Source organism: Flavobacterium faecale, assembly GCF_003076455.1.
Lineage (GTDB): Bacteria > Bacteroidota > Bacteroidia > Flavobacteriales > Flavobacteriaceae > Flavobacterium > Flavobacterium faecale.
In genome coordinates, this window is sequence record NZ_CP020918.1 from 3232478 (window position 1) to 3253665 (window position 21188).

Here is a 21188-nt window from a genome sequence, read left to right on the forward strand (position 1 = left end):
TTGAGTGTTTCCTACCATTTAAATAGGATGATTTTTGTCATAATCTTTAAAGAGACAATTCAAAACATATCAACGTAGTCGATTTTTGTTTCTTTTTGGCTGCAAGTTTATTAGTTACAAATGTTGTTGTATTTTTAGATATAAATCTATCATGTAAAAGTGGTAATACACATTTTTTTTGTTATTTTTACTGACCAAAGCTCTTTAAAATGACTGCAAACGAACAAATTATACATGATTTTTATAAGGCTTTTGCCAAAGGTGATACAGCAGCAATGTTTGTATGTTATGCTCCTGATGTCAAGTTTATGGATCCTATTTTTGGTTTATTAAGAGGTAAAGATGTTTTGCTTATGTGGTCCATGCTGATCAAAAAAAGTAAGGGAAACATGAAAATTGAGGTAGCAGATATAAAAGCAGATGACTTTTTAGGATCTGCAAGATGGACAGCAACTTACAATTATTCGGCAACCAACAAAAAGGTAATCAATATTGTGACTGCTAATTTTCAATTTAAAAACGGAAAAATTGTAAAGCATACTGATGATTTTGATATCTGGAAATGGTCTAGCCAAGCTTTAGGTCTTAGCGGTTCCTTACTGGGATGGACAGGCTTTATGCAGAAAAAGATTCAAGAAGGTGCGCTGCTTTCTTTAGAAAAATACAAATTAGGCTAAACTTGCTACTTATAAAGTAGGTATTAATCATTTTTTTAAATTGTCTTAAATTTAGAATCCATTATTTCTTGGTATTTTTTTTCCATTAAAAGCTAACTCTTTTTTTATATTCAAGCTTCTTTTTTAAAAATTTCATTCTACATATGTATAGTACTACATCCTATAAACACAGTTTAATGATACCACTCTCCTACCACCTACCCTAGTTATTCTCAGCAAATGGTATCCGATATTTAATCGAATATTATTGGGAAATAATTAACAAACAACTATCTTGCACACGATTTAATACAATAAAAAAAATGAAAGAAGTAGTACACAAGAAATTAAACGAATTACAAGCAACGGCAATTTGCGGAAATGATATTAGTTCCTCCTGCTTGTATGTATCTGCGCTTACGATCATGTATGCGGGGCAATATGCATGGATCTCATTATTGTTTGTAGCCGTTGTACTTTTTTTATTTAGAAAAATATACGGCGAAGTTGTTGGTGCCTTACCTTTAAATGGTGGAGCTTACAACGTTCTTTTAAACACATCATCAAAAAGGTTAGCTTCTATAGCTGCAACACTTACGGTTTTGTCTTATATGGCAACCGCGGTAATTTCTGCGTCAGAGGGTATGCATTATTTACATAATATTGCTCCTGGGATCAATATAACGATTGCTACTGTTATCATTTTACTCATATTTACTGGTCTTGCCATTGTTGGTATCGGAGAATCGGCCATTGTCGCTGTTGTTATTTTTATAACACACTTAACGACCTTAACTTTGCTTGTAATAGCTTCTGTATGGTTCATCTTTATGAATGGTTTAGACGTTTTTAGCATGAACTGGAGCTTACCAATTACCTCTGGTACGATTGTTAACGCTTTATTTTTAGGATTTTCTGCAGCTATGTTAGGAATTTCAGGTTTTGAAAGTTCTGCCAATTTTGTTGAAGAACAAGAAGTTGGTGTTTTTCCAAAAACCCTTCGTAACATGTGGGCTATTGTTAGTTTTTTTAATCCTGTAATTGCTTTGTTGTTGATTTGTATCATTCCACTAGCACAAGTTGGTGAACATCAAGAATCACTTTTGGCACATTTAGGTGCGACTACAGGAGGATCATGGTTAGCCTATTTGATTTCTATCGATGCTGTTTTGGTGTTGTGTGGAGCAGTTTTAACTTCATTTGTTGGAGTTTCTGGATTATTAAATCGTATGACTTTGGATAGAATTTTACCAAATTACTTTTTGAAACAAAATAGTAGAGGATCCAATTACCGTATTATTATTAGTTTTTTGATTCTATGTATCTCCGTTTTATTGGTTACCAAAGGAGACATTGTAGCGCTTGCAGGTGTATATACATTTTCATTCTTGGCAGTAATGGGATTATTTGGAATTGGGAATTTACTCTTGAAATTTAAAAGACGCAAATTACCTAGACCGGAAAAAGCAAGAGGAATTGCTGTGGTAGCTGCAGTTGCGTTGATTGTTACGGCATTTGTTGGTAATATAAAATTAAATGTTTCTTCGTTCTATACCTTTTTGCAATACCTAGTGCCTGCATTTGGTTTTGTAGCGATCATGTTGAATCGTACGTTATTAATTCGTTTATTAATCGAAGCGCTAGAATATTTTTATACCCCTTTGCGTAAGATGGTTATTTTTAGTAATCGTTATTTACATAAAATGAATTTGAAAATCGAATCTCAAGAATTTGTTTTCTTTACCAAAGGAGATGATGTTGCGATTATCAACAAAGTAATGCAGTATGTGCAAAATAATGAATCAACTAAGAAATTAAAAATTGTCAACATCAATAACGATCATGAAAATCATGCCTTATTGATATCTGACTTGAAAGTATTAGATAGAGCTTACCCTGAAATCGACATCGAATTTATCGAACTTGATGGTGTATTTGGTCCTGCTATAATTGATAAATTGTCGAATCAATGGAATATCCCTAAAAACTTTATGTTCATTGGATCGCCAGGAGACCGTTTCTCTTACCGCGTTTCTGAGCTAGGTGGTGTTCGTTTGATAATGTAATCTTTATCGAAAAGTAAAACTATAAAGCCAAAGATAATTTCTATAAAACGAAATTTTTCTTTGGCTTTTTTTGTAAAACGATTTATACTTCAATTTTTAAAAAATTATTAAGTGACTTTATACGATCTCTAGTGTCTTAAACACGTAACCCTTTTATTTGTACCCCAATACTCTTTGCATATGAATGAATTTTTAAATTATCCTCTTCTTCAATCAGGACATTTCTCAGTGAGAATCAGTAATATTTTAGTGCTTATTACATTTATATTTGGTACATGGTTGCTTTTAAAAATGATCAAAAAAGCGATTTTTAAAACCCAAAAAATTGATCTTGGAAAAAAATATTCGATTTATAATTTATTAAAATATATTGTACTTCTCTTTTCGTTTATCTTCAGTCTTGAATTTATAGGTTTCAATTTATCGGTTTTGGTTGCCGGTTCTGCCGCATTATTGGTTGGTGTTGGTTTGGGTTTACAGAATTTATTTAGTGATTTTGTGTCTGGAATTGTTTTGCTAGTGGATTCATCGGTCAAGGTAAACGATATTATTGAAGTAAATGGATTGGTTTGTATTGTCAAAGAAATCAACTTAAGAACCACCACCGTGCTCACACGTGATGACAAATACATTATTCTACCCAACACAGATTTGACACACAACCAAATTATAAATTGGACACATAGTGATTTGTCCTCTCGTTTCGAGGTGCATGTTGGTGTGGATTACAGCTCAGATGTGCCATTGGTTATGAAGATTTTGCAAGAAGCAGTTGATCAACAAATTGGTGTTCAAAAAGATCCAAAAGCTTTTATACGATTAATGGATTTTGGAAATTCATCGTTGGATTTTTCAATTATATTTTGGTCTGAAAATGTATTTAGAGTCGAAAGCATTAAAAGTGATATGAGAATTAAAATCTTTCAACTTTTCAAAGAAAATAATATTACAATTCCGTTTCCACAAAGCGTTATCCATTTTGATAGTGGAAATACATCTGAAATAAATTAATTTTTTTGTCAGGAATTAGAAAAAATAACGACTATTCTAGTAAATTATATATTTATGAAAAAATTTGCCCCATTATATGCTATTATTGCAATTGCATTATTTTCGACATCAAGTAACGCTCAAAGTCCTTGGACTAAAGAAAAAGGGAAAGCCTACGTTCAGGTCGGTTTTTCTGGTTTGTTTTACGATACTGCTCAAATTGGCGGTGTAAAAACGGATTTAAACGCTGATTATTCAGATGTAACTACCCAATTGTATGCAGAATATGGATTGACTAACAACTTGGGAGCACTTGTGGTTTTGCCTTATAAATTTGTTTCTGTTGAATCAACCTTAAACTCAACATCAGCTGATTTATCTGGTTTAGGAAATATTACATTAGGTTTGAAATATAAAATTCAAGATAAAAACTGGAAAATAAGTACTGGTTTGACTTTTATTGCAAATACGATAGAAAAAGGCAGTGGTATAGATGGTAGAAATTTGAGTACTGGTTTTGCTGCAAACACTTATGTTCCTTACGTAACTGCGGGTACAAGCCATGGTAAATGGTATTATTTTGGTAACATTGGTTACGGATACATGTCTAATGGTTATAGCGATTATTTAAAAGCAGATGCTGAAGTAGGATATAATATCATTCCAAAAGGACATTTAATTTTAGCTTTTAATAGCAAGAATGTAGTTTCAGACGAAAAAGCTTTTGACTCAAACAATACGCAGTGGCCATCGTATTTGGATCGTCAAACCTACAATGCATTAGGTATCAAATTTAATTATGAGTTCAAGCAAGATAAATTTGGTGCAAATTTTGCCGTTTTTGGTGCATTTGGAAACGACAATGCTCCCCTTGCTCCTTCTATAAATATTGGATTATATACTAAATTATAAAGTGTAGTATCAGACTTTTGAACCGTTAAAAAAGGTTATGCCTTTTCACTATATACGGATTAACTCCTTATAAATTTTTATTTCATAGTCCCTAATGGTTAACGTACCTGTTGCCAGTAGGGGCTTTTGAGATTTATTTATAAAAAGCACAAAATAAAACACTAACAGCTTATCTTCTTCTTTTCGAATAAAAACATGAAAAAAGTATTATTTATTATAGTTATAGCTCAATTTCTTTGCACTTCGCTTTGGTTTGCAGGAAATGCAGTTTTACCTGAATTGATTCAGAAACTAGGTGTCTCTAGTGATTTTTTAGCACACAGTACAAGTGCTATTCAGTTAGGTTTTATTTTGGGAACATTGGTATATGCGCTTTTGGCTATTGCAGATCGTTTTTCACCTTCGTTGGTATTTTTGGTGAGTGCGGTGCTTGCTGCAATTTTTAATTTGGGTATAACTTTGCCAATCCTCACTCCTACTGTTTTGCTTTCTGTTCGGTTTATGACTGGTTTTTTTCTTGCTGGAATTTACCCCATCGGAATCAAAATTGCTGCAGATTATTATCAAGAAGGTTTGGGCAAATCATTAGGATATTTAGTAGGAGCCCTGGTTCTGGGAACTGCTTTTCCGCATTTGATTAAGAGTTTTACATTAAATCTTCCTTGGCAATATGTGGCTTATGCTACTTCTTTATTTTCACTAATTGGTGGTGCTTTACTTTATTTCATGGTTCCAGATGGTCCCTTTCGCTCAAAGGGAAGTTCCTTTTCGATAAAAAACATGTACGGAGCTTTTAAAAACAAGGACTTAAAGGCAGCTTCTATTGGCTACTTTGGCCATATGTGGGAGTTGTATGCCTTTTGGACCTTTGTGCCGTTATTATTGCAAAATTATTATGCACAACATCCGTCTGTAGGAACTAATATATCATTGCTCAGTTTTTCTATCATTGCAATTGGTAGTATAGCTTGTGTAATTAGTGGCTATTTGTCTAAGAGTGTTGGTACCAAAAAGCTTTCTATACTAATTTTGTCCTTGTCTGCTTTTTGTTGTTTGCTGTCGCCCTTGTTTTTAAATAGCAGCTCCGAAGTTTTATTTTTAGGCTTTTTATTTTTCTGGTCTTATGTTGTCATTGCAGATTCACCACTTTTCTCCACTCTTATAGCGCAAGCTGCACCACAAGAAAGCCGTGGATCAATAATTACGATTGTGAACTCAATTGGATTTTTGGTTACTATTATTAGTATTCAATTGATAAGTCATTTTTTAACTGCCGAAAATCAGACGTATCTTTTTACTATTTTAATGGTGGGACCACTTATTGGTTTATTTTTTCTTCGAAAGAAAGCTGAAATAGCAACAAGCTAATTATTTGCTAGAATAAGTATCATTTATTTGATCCAAAATACATCGTAAGCAAAACGAATTAAAGTACCTACGACAACAACCAAAAAGAAAACACGTATAAAACCGTTTCCTTTTTTGATGGCAACCTTTGCTCCTAGCCAACCTCCAAGTGCATTGCAAATAGCCATAGGAATAGCAATCATCCAAATGATTTTTCCTTTGATTATAAAAAGCACTATTGAACCAAAATTAGTAGATAGATTTACCATTTTGGCATTGGCAGATGCGTGTAGAAAATCAAATCCCATTAAGGCAATAAACGCAACCACAAAAAAGCTACCCGTACCAGGACCAATAAATCCGTCGTACATACCTACTATAAAACTGATCAAGACGGCATTAGTAATTTGTGCTCGTTTGGTCATTTGTTTTTCGATATGTTGACCAAAATTTTTCTTGGCATAGGTATAAATTGCCAATAAGGATAAGATGAAAAGTAACAATGGTTTCATGAAATCATTACTCATATAGGTTAAAAGTGCAGAACCTGCAAATGCTGAAGGTAAGGCAACGATCATCATGATGAATAGCAATTGCCAGTTCATCGTCACCTTCTTTAAATATTGAAAAGCTGCAAATGAGGTACCACTAAAAGCGGGTATTTTTAAGGTGCCTATTACTGTAGAAACGGGTAAATTTGGCAACAAAATTAGTCCTGCAGGGGTTTGAATTAATCCACCACCGCCTACAATGGCATCTATAAAACCGGCTACCAAAGCAGCTACGCACAACATAATTAAGATATAAGTTTCCATCTTTGGTTTTGAAAAAATTAATTTACAAAAATAGCATTCCTTATTTGATAATGGTCTATTTATTTTCTACAAAATAGTATATTTTTGTGCTTAAAAATTTTAAACCATGGATGCGAGCCCTCTTATAACTTTACTTTCTTACACAATTCCCTCTTTAGTAACAGGTGGGGTTGCCTACTATCTATTTACAGCTCATTTTAAAGACCAAGAAAATACTAGACGTTGGCTATTGCAAAGAGAAAACAAGCCTGCGTTGTTACCCTTGCGTTTGCAAGCCTACGAGCGCATGATATTGTTTGCAGAGCGCATCAACCCGTCACAATTACTTGTGCGCATAGCCCCCATATCATCTGATACTGCCGATTATCAAAACTACATTATTGCACAAATTGAACAAGAATTTGAACACAATTTAGCACAGCAAATTTACCTTTCTGTTCAATGTTGGTCTGTAATTTTGACGGCCAAAAATGCTACCATTCAAATGATTAGACTTGCTGCTAAAAATGAAAAAGTACAAGATGCTGACAGTTTAAGAACATTTATCCTTACTGAATTATTTGACAAAGAATCTCCTAGTAGTACAGCGATAGCTTATATCAAACAAGAGGTTAGTCAGCTGTGGTAAATTACAGCTCGTCCAACAAACGCTGGAGCTGAAAACGCTCTGCTTCATTAAGATTTGGTAAAATTTGCTCAAAGGAGGCTTTCATGCCAGGTTCTTTGAGCATTTTTCGAATTGTATCTCTACCATACTTTACAAACTGCCACATATGATGGGTCGTTGATTTTACCAAGTAAAGCAAAACCTGATCGTTGATTATCTTGAACCCAATCAATTTTTCTAAGGCGTTTTGTCTTGTAATTGCCTCGTATTGTGGGCTTGCATACTGAATTAATTCCTCAATTAATGGTGCTTTATCTTCGCTATAACCGGCAGTTGACAAGGCTAATGACAACCAAAGTGTTCGTAAATTATAGTCATTAAATCCTATCCATTTTTGTGACTTGTTTAAGTAGTCAAAACGTTTTTCTGGAAAATTTCGCCAGAGTTGGAGCAAAGCGATTTCTTGGGTTTGATAGGACTTATCATCCAATAAGGTCTCAAATTGTTCCTGATAATCAAGAGGTATTTTTGAGGTTGAAGCAGCAATTTGTTGTCGAATTTCAATATCATCACTTTCTAAAGCCACTGATAAAAGTGCTTTTTTGTCATCCCATTTTTCATTTTTAAGTTGATTAAGAATGGCTTTTTTAACCACAATCGAAGCATTCGATGCTAGAATATTTTTAAAAAATTCTTGCTTACTAGACAGCGGTTCATTTTTTTTACTTTCGACACTAAACAACAACTGCATCATAGGATTTTTTAACAGCAATTCATTGGCTTGTTGTGTATTGAACTTATAATCTTCAAGCCATACTTTACTATAATTTACTAAATCATATTTGGATACTTTTCTAACTTCATTAAAAAAATCTTGAGTATCAACTGTCTTATATTTATACTTTTTCAGATATCTTTTTACTGCCTTTTCAAAATTTGCTGAACCCATTTCTTCTTTTAAAACAAATAACGCCCACGCTCCCTTTTGATAAAAACTTAAAGAACTAGCTTTTTCGTTTAGAATCGGAATCGTGTCAGTACGAGAGGCATATTTTATTTGTTGTGCCATTTCATACATTTTACCATAAAAATAGTCGTCACCATACAATTTTCGTTCGGCCAAAAGTGCATAATATGTTGCAAAACCTTCTTGCAGCCAATGGTGTTTCCCTGATGTAGCGGTGACCAAATCACCAAACCATTGGTGCGCTAGCTCGTGCGCATTAACATTGGTATACGAACGATCTGCAAATCCTATGGAATCTACAACATAGCGACTAGAAAAAATTGTAGAAGAGGTGTTTTCCATTCCCGCATACAAAAAGTCACGCACCGGAATTTGACGATATACTTTCCAAGGATATTTCAAACCTATCTTATGTTCGAGAAAATCGAAAATTTCTTTTGAGTCACGATAAGTGGTTTCATACGTGGAGGCGTCGGGTTTTTCAAGATAGTGCTCTAGCGGGATTCCGCTTGCTGATTTACCATGGTAGATATCATACTTCCCTATTCCGAGCATCAATAAGTACGAACTCATTGGCTTTTTCATTTCATATCGCCAAATGGTTTCTTGACCGGATACTTTTTTACTTTTCAAAATTCCGTTTGAAGCTACTTCATAACCATTTTCGAAAGCTATTTCGAGATTAAAAATTACTTTTTCGTTGACATCATCAAAACTAGGAAACCAATTACTTGTATATCGTCCCTGCCCTTGTGTCCAAATTTGTGACGGAATTTGGCTAGCGGTTCCTGCTTGAAAGTCACCTACAAAATACAAAGTTTGCTTGGGATAGGCTTTATAATCGAAAGTTAGCTTGTATTTTCCTTTTCGAAAAGGTCCTATAATTTTCAGTTCTTTGTCCGTCTGAATAAATGGTAAGGATTTACCGTTTATAGCGACTTGACTAAAAACTGTTTTTTGTGCATCCAATTTGATGGTGTCTGTTGGCTGAAGTACTTTAAAGTCATATTGTACTTGTCCATAAACGGACTTTTCAACGGTATTCAGTTGTAATTTTGCGGTACAACGCACAAAATCTACGTTTTGAATTTGTTGACCTAAAGCAAAACAAGAAACAAACAACAAAAGGTATTTCATTTGACTATCTTTTTAAAAATTCAAAGTTACAAAAGCTTTTTCTTGTTTGATGAAATGCTGTGAGTTTTGGACACGAATTATACATATTTGTACAAATGCTTTGGGTCTGTATTGATCTGTATATAATTACACAGATTTCAATCAATGTGCTATTTTGAGTTTTTGACACGAATTTCACAGATTTGCACAAATGCTTTGGGTTTGTGGTGAACTTTAAATAATTACACAGATTTTTATCGATGTCCTGCTTTGAGATTTGGACACGAATTTCACAGATTTTCACAAATTAATTGGGCTTATGGTGAACTTTAAATAATTACACAGATTTGGACCGATGTGCTGCTATGTGTTTTAGACACGAATTTCACGAATTTTCACAAATGGATTGGGTTTGTGGTGCTCTATAAATAATTACACAGATTTTTTTGGTGAACTGCAGCGAGTTTTGGACACGAATTTCACAGATTTGCACAAATTGTTTGGGTTTGTGGTGATCTATAATTAATTAAATAGATTTGGATTTTTGGACTGGTTTGAGTTTTGGACACGAATTTCACAGATTTGCACAAATTGTTTGGGTTTGTGGTGATCTATAATTAATTAAATAGATTTGGATTTTTGGACTGGTTTGAGTTTTGGACACGAATTTCACAGATTTGCACAAATTGTTTGGGTTTATGCTGATTTGAAATAATTACACAAATATGGTTTGATGGACTTCTATGAGTTTTTGAGACGAATTTCATAGATTTTCACAAATTCGCTGAATCTGTGACATTGGTGATAAACCACACTACAATAAGTAGGTAGCTAACTAATATATAGTAAATGATAATTTTGTATCCATTTTGGTTTGGCTTTGGTTTTTAGTAACTTACATTTTGATTCTGAAATAGTGAGTTATAAATAGACAGTTCATCCTTAATAATGGACAGTTGGGAATTGTTTAATTTATAAAACGAGCTAATAATACGACTTTTGAATGGTCAAACTAAAATAATTGAAAATGGAAGCAACGATAAAAATTATGATTTATATTCACGCCTTTTTTGGCGGAATTGGATTAATTAGCGGGATTGGGAATTTTATTCTAAAAAAAGGAAATGCATTACACAAATATCTTGGGAGAATATTTTCATATTCGATGGTAATAAGTTCTTTGATTTCGCTTGTGGTGGCAATGCTACCTAATCATAATAACTTATTTTTATTCTTGATTGGAGTCTTAACTATCTATATGGTGCTCACCGGCAATAGAGCTTTGACCTTCAAGAATAAATCGAAATTAAAAGCAGACTATATTGATATTTCAATTTCGGGGATTATGCTTGTAACATCCGTTATTATGGCAGCATTGGGCATAATTGGATTAATGCAAAATGTAGACAATAGTATTCTCTATATTTTATTTGGAAGCATAGGTTTATCCTTGACAATAAAGGATTTTAAAAATTTTAGAAGTTTTAAAGAAAATAAAAAAGCTTGGTTAAAAAGTCATATTGGTCGTATGGTTGGTGCATTAATTGCGTCTGTGACTGCTTTTATGGTTGCAGGTCTTCACATTGGTACCTTATTCGTTTGGATTGCCCCAACAGTTATCGGGACGGCTTATATCATTTATTGGACAAGAAAATTAAAAACGACTTCCAATTAAATATTTACATTTAGTGGATGGAGAAGAAAATAAAAAGGCCTAGTGCCATACTAAAAACACTAGACCTTTCAAAACAAACAAAAATCAATCTCTAAAATCTATAACTTATTTTTCCTTTTAAATAGAAAGGTGTTCCTGGTGTAAAATGAATTTCGTCTACACTAGCAGTTTCATTTTGCAATCTTGATTCGGTTGCAAATTGAGTTTCATTCCATTCTTTATTGAATAAATTTTCTACTGATAGACCAAAAGTCACGTTTTGAAGTTCGTAGTTAATGTTGCAATCTACAATACCGTACCCTTTTGCTACAATAGAATTATCTTCATTTGCAGGACGGTTTTTTAAATGCCTATAATGTATTCCGCCAGAAAAGCCATTCCATTTTTGAAAACTTAGTCCACCCGTAGCAGTAAGATCAGGTGCTAGAGGAATATAATTTTGGCCCGATGGCTCATCAATACTTCTAGCATAGGTGTACGTTAAATCGGTATTAAAAAACAAATAATCGGTCATTTGGTAACGAATTCCTAAGTCGGCACCCATTCTTTTTGTTCGTCCACTTGGCTCAATAATACCTGCATCACCCACATATACAAATTCCTGTTGTAGGTACAAAGCCCATAAAGCGGTATTGACTAGCAACTTTGGCGTAACTTTGAAAATTGAGCCTAGATCGAATCCTATTGAGGTAGGCAAAATTTCTTTTCCGTTATTCTCTACCACCACTCTTGCATCATTCGAATGAAAACCAAATCCAGTTTTGAAAAAGAATTGTAAACTATTATTCTCTGAATAAATAAAGTTCAATTTTGGCGAAACTTTAAATTTAGAATCTGATTGCGTAGCGTAGGTCGCTGCTAATTTATCTTGGTAATTAAATTTGAAATAATCAAAACGTACCGCTGGATTGATAAGCCATTTTCCATGTCTGAATTCAGCATTCCAGTAATTGAAACCATTTACTTCTTCGATATCTCCCAATTTTACTGGGTTAATCAGTGTTGTTCTGCCTTTTGTATGCGAAAGTTCTGTGTCTACTGTAGCATCAGCTCTAAAACCTGCTCCCACTTGCAATAAAACATTCCAGTCACTGAATTTTAATTTTTTGTTCAGTTCAGAATTAAGTCCGTAAATCGACCGATTTTCTTTCTGTTTAATTTGGTCACCGTTGATAGGATCATCCAAGAAAAAGGTAAAATTGGAGTACAATTCAAAATCATATTTAGAATAATATACATTTGCCTTCACAAATATATTCTCATCAATTGATTTAACCAACGCAGCATTGATATTAGTTCGAGCTGTATTTCCTCCTTCTGTATTATCAACTGCACCAAATCTCGAAATTAGTCCTTGATCAATTAAACGCTGTGGCACTTGGCCAGAAGCATCCCAGCGACTAGAGAAACGTGAAGCTGTTAAGGTAAATTTGCTGTTCTCATCTATCAAAGTGGTATATTTTCCTAGCAAGTTTACACGATTGAAATTTTGAGGACTATCAAAAGGGCCATCAGTCAAAATATATTCTGTAGCTATGTAAGCCGACTGCTTTTTTTGGTTTCCTAACAAATTGAACATTCCAACCAACCGTTGGGTATTGAACTGCCCTACTTCAAGGCTAATTAAACTTTTGTCTAATTTCTCTTTAGTTTGAAAAGCAACATATCCTGCAGTGGCAAAATCACCTTTATCTGCATAATACGAACCTTTACCAAAATCGATTTTTTCAACCGTTTCTGGAATCACAAAATGCAAATCGGCATATCCTTGTCCGTGTGCATGTGAGACCATGTTTACCGGAATTCCGTCTACAGAAATAGCCAAATCGGTACCGTGATCAATATCAAATCCTCTCAAAAATATTTGTTCTGCTTTTCCGCCACCGGCATGCTGTCCAATAAATAAACCAGGTACTTTGCGCAAAATTTCTTGAGATGAGTTCACTGGCGCTGTAGACAAATCAATTTTTGAAATGGCATTCATGGCAGATAACTTAGGCTCGATTATAATTTCGTTCAATTTAAAAATAGCATCCTGCATGACCATTATCGTCTCATTAGAACTGATACTATAATTTACTTTTTTGAAACCAAAAGCGGTAACAGTAAGATTTTGTCCAATTGCAGTTTTTTCGATTACAAAAACACCAAATTGGTTTGTATGAGCATGTGCATCGGTCTCATTATTAAATAAATAAGCATTCTCAATGGGATTCCCTGTTTCATCAACTACCTTTCCTGTACTTTTTTGTGCACTTACAGTCAAAGACAAAAATGAAAAAACAAGTATATAAAGGGTTTTCATAATTTACAATTTTTGTATTTTAGCTTCAAATTCTGGTCCTAATTCATAGATACTTCCTTCTAATTCTTTCTTGATCGAAGGCACCTTTTTCATCTGATTATTGGCTTTATAAATCATTGCCAAGTGATATTGAATATGCGGTTCAAATGATTTTCCTGCGACTTTATCTGTAGCAATAGAAAGTGCTTTTTCTGGATCACCATTGTTTAAGTACGACCAAGCAAGCAAATCATAAGAATCGGGAGTTGGACGATGATCTACTTCAATTCTTGCTATTTCGAGCGCTTTGATTGCAGTTGTTTTATCATCAGCGTATACTAATGTGTTGTATTTGTTATACATAGCGCCATAATTATTTTTCGCCAACATATCAAAATAGTCCATTTCATAGCTTTTTGCTTCTTGTTTGTTGCCAGCAAATGCAGTAATTTGAGATTTTAATAATAAAAAGTCTGGTGTATTATGGTGTTTTTCGATCGTTTCGATAATTCTTTTCGCTTCAGTGGTATTTCTCTCGTGCGAAAAAACAATCCAAGCGATCCCTTTTAATGCATACGAATAGTTAGGGTCTAATTCCAATGTTTTTAAATAACTATCGTACGAATCTTGTACCCTTCCTGCATGACCGTAAAAGTCGCCTAGATTAGAATACGACCAAATTTTTAATGTTTTATTATCTTCTTTTTCGGCTATGGTTCTCGCTTTTTCCATAAAGGTAATCGCAGTGTCAAGATCTCCTTTGTGATCGTTCCATTTTGCTAATCGAATGAGATAATCATAATCATTCATGTCTTTTATAGCTTCCAAATTTGCCAAAGCAATGTCGTAGTTACCCAATTCCATTTGAACATCAAATAACAATTTCTGAGATTCAGCGCGCCCTTCACCAATGGCAAAAGCTTTATTTGCAAGCTTCAGTGCTTCTTTAAAACGGTGTTGAGCAATATAATTTCGAGCCAGAGAACGTAGTGTACCTACTTTGGTATAATCGCTAGCTTTGTTTGATTTCGATAATAATTCATCGGCTTTGTACAAATCTTTAATGTCGCCGGTGTATTGAAATAAGTTAGAATATTTGGCAGCAATAATGCCTAAATATGATTTTTGAATGGTATCTGCTTGGTATTTAGCTTCCCAAAATTTAATTTCTTCAAGTGCAAAATCCATTTCTTTGTTCCCTTTAATTTCTAGAAAGGACTTATAATCATTAGGATTTGTAATTTGTTTTTTAGTATCGTTGCAAGATACAAGCAACAATGTGGCTGCTGTAATTGCTAGTATGTGGTGGATTGTTTTCATAATATTTAGTATGTATATGAATTTGTTTGTTTTGTAATCATTGGGTAAAAAAAAACAGAGTGCGCTATAAAACGGCAAACACTCTGTTCATTTGAAAAAGGAAATTTATATCTTACCAAGCAGTTGCCAAATATGGAAAAGCTGCAGTAAAGTCTTTATCATTTTTATTTACATTGTCCTTAGTTAAACCTGCATTAGCAGTTCCATTAGGTCCACCAAAAATCAGTAATAATTCGGTATCAATAACGTCATCACCTAAAGCTCTACCAGTTAAAACATTGGTTCCGTCAAAAAAGGTTGTCTTACCTGTAGTGCTAACTCCCAAAACATCTGTTGCAAGAACACCTGTAAAAGCATCTGCGTTTAATGTTAAAGCGTTTGTTGTGTAACCACTATTCAAAGCCAAAAGTCTTGTTTTGAAAACTGATCGGTATTTTGCGCCCATTTCTGAAGGTATAGTTCCATTAAAATCATCTTTTGGTTGTCCTGATGCTACAAAAACGGTGTTGATCGCTGGTCTACCCATTTGATCTTGTTGTGTATAAGTTCCTGAGAAATCTACAGCTGCCGTTGCGTTATCATTGTTGTCATTTTTATCACAGCTTACTGCTCCTACCGCACTTACTAGAGCAAGTGTCATCAATTTTATATTTTTTATAGTACTCATAATATCTTTATTTTGAATGTTTGTTTTTTAAATCTAAATTCTTTGAACTATTCTTAACTTATTGTTTTTTCTTAGTTTCAACCCAAGTATTTAACTTTGCAGCCGTTCCTAATTTAGTTTTAGGCACTTCAACCACAATAGATAAAACATTTGTACCTGCAAAAGTATCAACTCCTGTAGTTTTGAAACCTGTAGCTTTTCCAGATAAAACATCTTGGTATTGACCTAAATCAAAGAAAAATGGATCGTCTCTTGGTCCTGCAAAAAATTTCATTCCGTTTTCTGTAGAAGTGATTGCTGTAGCACCATATTTAGATATAGCCACGCTTCCAGAAGCTTTTGAGATATCAATTGTACTCGTTTTTCCTGTTACAGATGGCGCGTAAGGTCCAAAAAAGTACATTTTGTCACCTCTTTTAATAGCTTGAATTACCAAGTCTTCTTTGTTGTCTCCTGTATTGTCGATATTTACTTCGATCATTACATTCTCATTAAATGCAGCCGCTCCAGTCGCGTTTGGACTTAAAAGTCCTTGAGTATTAACTGCAAAAACCATGTTGTTGGTGTCTTGCCCTTGAAATGCATAAAAATCTGTGATATCAGATGCGTTTCCTGTTACAGATGGAGCATCGATGTGATCAGCTGCAACCAATGTTAATCCCGTAATCGCTACTAGCGACATTCCTAAAATCATTTTTGACTTTTTCATTGTATAAATTTTTAATGGTTATAATAGGATTTACGAGAGATTGATTGTTATGGTTTTAAAATAAGTTAAAGAATTTCAATTTATTTTCCAAAACTCTGATAATCAATATTTTAAAATGTGAAAAAAATCAAAATTATTAATAAGAAAAAATGAGTTTAGACTTCAAAAGAGTATTTTATTTCGAATTAATCTCTAGTTCGATGGGGAAAATTGAAGTATTAAGGAAGATTTTATGAATCTAAAGATCACTTTCGATAAAAAGCAACTACTAAAGTGCTTATCAAGGATACATTTGTGAAAAGAAATTTGCTTATACCTATATATATGTAACGAACATGCAAACCTTCTCCATTTTCGAGATAGAACATTTTATCTTTCGAAAATTGAGAGTATAAAGTAAAGGTTGTGGTAAAGCACTACAACCAAGCTATTTCTTGAAGCCCTTTTGATTTTAAATAAGAGTTGGTTTGGCTAAAATGTTTATTTCCAAACCATTTACCTTGGTTAGCACTCATGGGTGATGGATGCCCCGATTCTAAAACCAGATGTTTTGTGCGGTCAATTTTAGCTCCTTTTTTGTGTGCAAAGCCGCCCCAGAGTAAAAAGACAACATTTTCTTTTTCGTCTGAAATTTTCTGAATAATAGCATCGGTAAAAAGATTCCACTTCAAGTGTTTGTGGCTGTTCGGCTTGTCTTTTTGCACGGTTAATCCAGCATTAAGTAGCAACACTCCTTGCTTTGCCCAATGCTCCAAATTGCCTGAAGTGGGTAAAAAAATGGAATCTAAATCATCACACAATTCACGATTGATGTTTCGTAAAGAGGGCGGAATACGAACACCATCGTTTACAGAAAAACTCAATCCATTGGCTTCTCCTTCTCCGTGATATGGATCTTGACCAATAATAACCACCTTCAAATTAGAAAAAGAACAATGTGAAAAAGCAGCAAAAATTAAATCCTGAGGCGGAAAACATTGGTTTTCTTGGAACTCTTTTTTAACATCTTGTTCTAGGGCCAAAAAGTAAGGTTTGTACATTTCATCTTTAAAAATTTTCCCCCAGTCGGATGGTAATTTAAATGGCATATTCAAAATATTAGTAAACAAAGATAAGGAGAGAAATAATAAGGATCCATAAAGAATAAAAAGTATTTGCTTTAAACATTTGTGAAAACTTAGTGAAGGACTAGCTAATAATCTTTTGTATTAACTATTTTTGCGTAAAAGAAGCACAGACTAAGAATGATATCGATCACCGAAAAAACATTACAAGATTTACAATTTCCAACAGTTCTAGAAACCATCTCGGATATTTGTAATACAGATATAGGAAAACAAAAAGCGCTAGAGATAACCCCTTTTAGAGACAAAGAAACATTGATGGATGCTTTGATGCAGACCTCAGAGTACGTTTCCTCTTTTGACAATAACAACGCCATACCCAATCATGGTTTTGATGCCATTACGCACGAAATCAAATTTTTGTCCATTGAAGATAGTTTCCTAGAAGTAGGTGGTTTTAGAAAAATAGCCAACCTCTCCTCTACCGTTAATTTTTTATTGAATTTTCTTCGAAAATTTGATGATTATTATCCGCATATCAACAAACGCGCTTCTGAGGTGGAGTTAACCAAAGACATTATCAGTCAAATAGACGCCGTAGTAGATAAATATGGCGAAATAAAAGACAATGCCTCACCCGTTTTAGTGGATATTCGTCGCAATATGAACTCGGTTCGCGGTAAGGTCAATCAAAGTTTTGGTATTGCTTTGACTCAATACAATGGTTTGGGGTATCTTGATGATATTAAAGAAAGTTTTGTGCAAAACCGTCGTGTATTGGCTGTTTTAGCAATGTACAGACGTAAAGTGCGCGGTACCATATTAGGAAGTTCGAAAACCGGAAGTATTGCGTATGTAGAGCCTGAAACTACCTTGCGTTACTCACGTGAATTGAGCAATTTGGAATACGAAGAAGGAGAAGAAATTACCCGAATCTTGAAGAAATTGTCTAATGGTGTACGTCCTTTTATTCCGTTATTGAAACAGTATCAAGAGTTTTTGAGTGATATTGATGTAATCGCTGCCAAGGCAAAATATGCGAATAGAATCAGAGGAATACTGCCGACTATCAGCGAAAACAGAAGACTTTATTTTAGAGATGCCTACCATCCTATTTTGTATTTGAACAACAAACAAAAAAAGGAAATTACGCATCCACAAACCATTGAACTGCTGCAAGAAAACCGAATCATCGTGATCTCGGGACCTAATGCAGGAGGGAAAACTATATCATTAAAAACGGTTGGACTGCTACAATTAATGTTGCAATCAGGAATGCTTATTCCGGTACACGAAAGGTCTGAAACGTTTCTTTTCGATCGAATACTTACCGATATTGGTGATAATCAATCTATTGAAAATCATCTAAGTACTTATAGCTACCGCTTGAAGAACATGAACTACTTTTTGAAGAAGTGTAATAATAAAACCATGTTCTTAATTGATGAATTTGGTACGGGTTCTGATCCTGAATTAGGAGGTGCTTTGGCAGAGATTTTCTTAGAAGAATTTTACCATCGTGAAGCCTTTGGAATTATTACTACCCACTACTCCAACTTGAAAATTTTGGCTAACGAATTGCCTTTCGCCACAAATGCCAACATGCTTTTTGACGAAAAAACCTTGGAACCAATGTATAAATTGGTACTCGGTCAAGCCGGAAGTTCCTTTACTTTTGAAGTAGCGTTAAAAAACGGAATTCCGTTTAGTCTTATCAATCGTGCCAAAAAGAAAATTGAGGTTGGAAAAGTACGTTTTGACAAAACCATTGCCACCTTGCAAAAGGAGCGTTCAAAAATGGAAAAAACTTCACAAACCTTAAAAGAAGAAGAAACTAGGGCGCGCGAAGAAGGTAAAAAGATGGAAACCATTAATGTCAAAATCAAGCAAAAACTAGAAAGCTATCAAGAATTATATGATAGCAATCAAAAAACGATTTACATTGGTCAAAAAATTGAAGACATTGCCGAAAAGTATTTCAATAACAAGAATAAAAAAGATCTTCTAGGTGAATTTTTGAAAATTATCGAAATAGAAAATTCGAAACGTAAAAAAGCAACCCCAAAGGAAGCCAAAGCCATTGTTGCCAAGAAAAAAGAAGTAATTAAAGAGGTGGAAGTCAAAGTCGAAGAAATTCGACAAGAGAAAAAAGAGAAAAAACTGAAACCAATTGTTATCAAACCAACTTACACCCTAAAATTGGGAGATCGTGTACGTATGATCGACGGTAAAGCAGTAGGTACACTTGATGTAATCGAGAAAAATAAAGCAACGGTGAATTACGGTATTTTTACGTCCAAGGTAAATTTGGATGAACTTGAACTCGTTGAAGCAGTTAAGAAAAAGTAAATAATTTAAGAGTATATAGTTTGATGTTCTTGGATTATAAACCCATAAAGTATTGGTTTTAAATCGTTTGACATAGTCGTTTGCTTTAGCTTTAATGAATTTAACCTTTCATCTCACTTAAATGATAAATCTTTCTGAGCATAAAAAAATAATTCTATTTGACGGGCTGTGTAACTTGTGTAACACGGCCGTCAATTTTGTTATTGCTCGTGATAAGGCAGATCTTTTTCGGTTTGTGGCTCTACAATCTGAGTTGGGGAAAGAAATCATTAAATATATAGGTATAGACACTACCAAAATGGATAGTATTATTCTATACGAACCTCAAAAAGCCTATTATTACAAATCACAAGCTGCCTTAAAAATTGCGGTACATTTGGGCGGATTGTTTCCGCTGACTGCTATATTTCAATTAATCCCAACTTTTTTAAGTGACTGGATTTATGATTATGTAGCAAAAAACAGGTACCGTTGGTTTGGTAAAAAAGATAGCTGTATGATTCCGACTCCAGCACTTTCAAAAAAGTTTTTATCGTAACTTCATTTTAATCTAACCTAAGGAGATGATTTTGATGTATCAAAGAACTTTAGTGTTAAAAAATTGAATCTCTTCAAAGTTTTTGTTTGTTTTTATGTAAAAACGCCTTATATTCGTTAGTCGGTGGCTGCCGCAAGTAAGCTCGTTTGATTAGGAACTATTCCCCTATTCATTCTTGTTTTTCCGTTATTCTAGGCGCGCCACTTTTTATAATTTTAAAATAAAAAATACATGAGACTCGAAGATTTTGATAATGATGAAGATAAAGTAATCCAAGATAGTTTAAAACAAAAAACATGGAATGAGATTCGTACCAATGATAGTTGGGCGATTTTTAAGATCATGGCCGAATTTGTAAACGGTTACGAAACTATGGGCCGCATTGGTCCATCAGTGACAATATTTGGTTCTGCTCGTACAAAACCAGATGAACCTTACTACAGACTAGCCGAAGATATTGCATATAAAATTGGTAAAGCCGGTTACGGTGTAATCACTGGCGGAGGTCCTGGTATTATGGAGGCAGGAAACAAAGGTGCACACTTGTCTGGCTCTCCTTCTGTTGGACTGAATATTGTTTTACCATTCGAACAACACTTTAATCCTTACATTGATGCTGACAAAAATTTAAATTTTGATTACTTCTTTGTTCGAAAAGTAATGTTTGTAAAATACTCACAAGGTTTTGTAGTAATGCCTGGTGGTTTTGGAACTATGGATGAATTGTTTGAGGCTTTGACTTTAATACAAACCAAGAAAATTGCAAAATTCCCAATCATTTTAGTAGGTACCACTTTTTGGTCAGGACTTGTAGAATGGATTAAAACGGTTTTGATCGAAAGAGATAAAACAGTAAGCCCGCAAGATTTGAATATCATCACAATCGTAGATACGGCTGAGGAAGTTGTTCACGTTTTAGATACTTTTTACAAGAAATACAATCTTAAACCTAATTTTTAATATAAAAGCTGCTTCTTCAAGCAGCTTTTTTGTTTTTAAAAACCTTCTTCCTATTTTTATACGTATATTAAATTATCAAAAACCTTTTGCGCTCGCTTCTGTCAAAAAGTTTTAAACAGTATATTAGTAGCCATCAAACGCCCTCA

At 34.0% G+C, this 21188-nt stretch carries 17 protein-coding genes; 10 read left to right on the plus strand and 7 right to left on the minus strand.

Annotated elements, in window-relative coordinates:
* Positions 1–209 precede the first annotated feature (209 nt).
* The 5 genes from FFWV33_RS13810 to FFWV33_RS13830 all read left to right on the plus strand — a co-directional run bounded on the left by FFWV33_RS13810 (position 210) and on the right by FFWV33_RS13830 (position 5992).
* On the plus strand, positions 210–677 hold the full coding sequence (locus FFWV33_RS13810) for a nuclear transport factor 2 family protein (protein ID WP_108741455.1): 468 nt from the start codon (positions 210–212) through the stop codon (positions 675–677).
* Between the two features lie 302 nt (positions 678–979).
* The gene (locus FFWV33_RS13815; RefSeq protein ID WP_108741456.1) at positions 980–2722 is read left to right on the plus strand and encodes an APC family permease; all 1743 of its coding nucleotides are present in this window, start codon (positions 980–982) and stop codon (positions 2720–2722) included.
* A 180-nt stretch (positions 2723–2902) separates the two neighbouring features.
* A complete protein-coding gene (locus FFWV33_RS13820) occupies positions 2903–3733 on the plus strand; it encodes a mechanosensitive ion channel family protein (protein ID WP_108741457.1) in 831 nt (276 codons plus the stop codon).
* Between the two features lie 54 nt (positions 3734–3787).
* Complete coding sequence (locus FFWV33_RS13825; protein ID WP_108741458.1) at positions 3788–4624, plus strand: hypothetical protein; 837 nt, start codon at positions 3788–3790, stop codon at positions 4622–4624.
* A 195-nt stretch (positions 4625–4819) separates the two neighbouring features.
* On the plus strand, positions 4820–5992 hold the full coding sequence (locus FFWV33_RS13830; protein WP_108741459.1) for an MFS transporter: 1173 nt from the start codon (positions 4820–4822) through the stop codon (positions 5990–5992).
* 23 nt (positions 5993–6015) lie between these two features.
* On the opposite strand, the gene FFWV33_RS13835 is transcribed toward FFWV33_RS13830, so the two are convergent.
* A complete protein-coding gene (locus tag FFWV33_RS13835; RefSeq protein WP_108741460.1) occupies positions 6016–6786 on the minus strand; it encodes a sulfite exporter TauE/SafE family protein in 771 nt (256 codons plus the stop codon).
* A 106-nt stretch (positions 6787–6892) separates the two neighbouring features.
* Between FFWV33_RS13835 and FFWV33_RS13840 the strand changes: the two genes are divergently transcribed.
* Positions 6893–7414, plus strand: coding sequence for a DUF7935 family protein (locus tag FFWV33_RS13840; protein ID WP_108741461.1), 522 nt, complete (start codon positions 6893–6895; stop codon positions 7412–7414).
* A 1-nt stretch (position 7415) separates the two neighbouring features.
* Here FFWV33_RS13840 and FFWV33_RS13845 read toward each other — a convergent pair whose 3' ends face one another.
* On the minus strand, positions 7416–9497 hold the full coding sequence (locus FFWV33_RS13845; RefSeq protein WP_108741462.1) for a M1 family metallopeptidase: 2082 nt from the start codon (positions 9495–9497) through the stop codon (positions 7416–7418).
* A 1006-nt stretch (positions 9498–10503) separates the two neighbouring features.
* Between FFWV33_RS13845 and FFWV33_RS13850 the strand changes: the two genes are divergently transcribed.
* Positions 10504–11151, plus strand: coding sequence for a DUF2306 domain-containing protein (locus FFWV33_RS13850; protein WP_108741463.1), 648 nt, complete (start codon positions 10504–10506; stop codon positions 11149–11151).
* A 91-nt stretch (positions 11152–11242) separates the two neighbouring features.
* Here the strand turns inward: FFWV33_RS13850 and FFWV33_RS13855 are convergent, their stop codons facing one another.
* The 5 genes from FFWV33_RS13855 to ung form a co-directional block, all read right to left on the minus strand.
* On the minus strand, positions 11243–13456 hold the full coding sequence (locus FFWV33_RS13855) for a TonB-dependent receptor (protein WP_108741464.1): 2214 nt from the start codon (positions 13454–13456) through the stop codon (positions 11243–11245).
* A 3-nt stretch (positions 13457–13459) separates the two neighbouring features.
* Entirely contained in the window at positions 13460–14755 is a 1296-nt protein-coding gene (locus tag FFWV33_RS13860; RefSeq protein WP_108741465.1) for a tetratricopeptide repeat protein, read from the minus strand.
* A 112-nt stretch (positions 14756–14867) separates the two neighbouring features.
* Entirely contained in the window at positions 14868–15422 is a 555-nt protein-coding gene (locus FFWV33_RS13865) for a DUF4331 family protein (RefSeq protein WP_108741466.1), read from the minus strand.
* Positions 15423–15480: 58 nt separating this feature from the next.
* Complete coding sequence (locus FFWV33_RS13870) at positions 15481–16131, minus strand: DUF4331 family protein (protein ID WP_108741467.1); 651 nt, start codon at positions 16129–16131, stop codon at positions 15481–15483.
* Positions 16132–16547: 416 nt separating this feature from the next.
* Complete coding sequence (ung, locus tag FFWV33_RS13875) at positions 16548–17219, minus strand: uracil-DNA glycosylase (RefSeq protein WP_108741468.1); 672 nt, start codon at positions 17217–17219, stop codon at positions 16548–16550.
* A 156-nt stretch (positions 17220–17375) separates the two neighbouring features.
* Between ung and FFWV33_RS13880 the strand changes: the two genes are divergently transcribed.
* The 3 genes from FFWV33_RS13880 (at position 17376) to FFWV33_RS13890 (ending at position 21042) form a co-directional block, all read left to right on the plus strand.
* Positions 17376–19544, plus strand: a complete 2169-nt coding sequence (locus FFWV33_RS13880; protein WP_108741469.1) for an endonuclease MutS2 — start codon at positions 17376–17378, stop codon at positions 19542–19544.
* 121 nt (positions 19545–19665) lie between these two features.
* Positions 19666–20082, plus strand: coding sequence for a thiol-disulfide oxidoreductase DCC family protein (locus tag FFWV33_RS13885; RefSeq protein ID WP_108741470.1), 417 nt, complete (start codon positions 19666–19668; stop codon positions 20080–20082).
* 231 nt (positions 20083–20313) lie between these two features.
* On the plus strand, positions 20314–21042 hold the full coding sequence (locus tag FFWV33_RS13890; RefSeq protein ID WP_108741471.1) for an LOG family protein: 729 nt from the start codon (positions 20314–20316) through the stop codon (positions 21040–21042).
* Positions 21043–21188 lie beyond the last annotated feature (146 nt).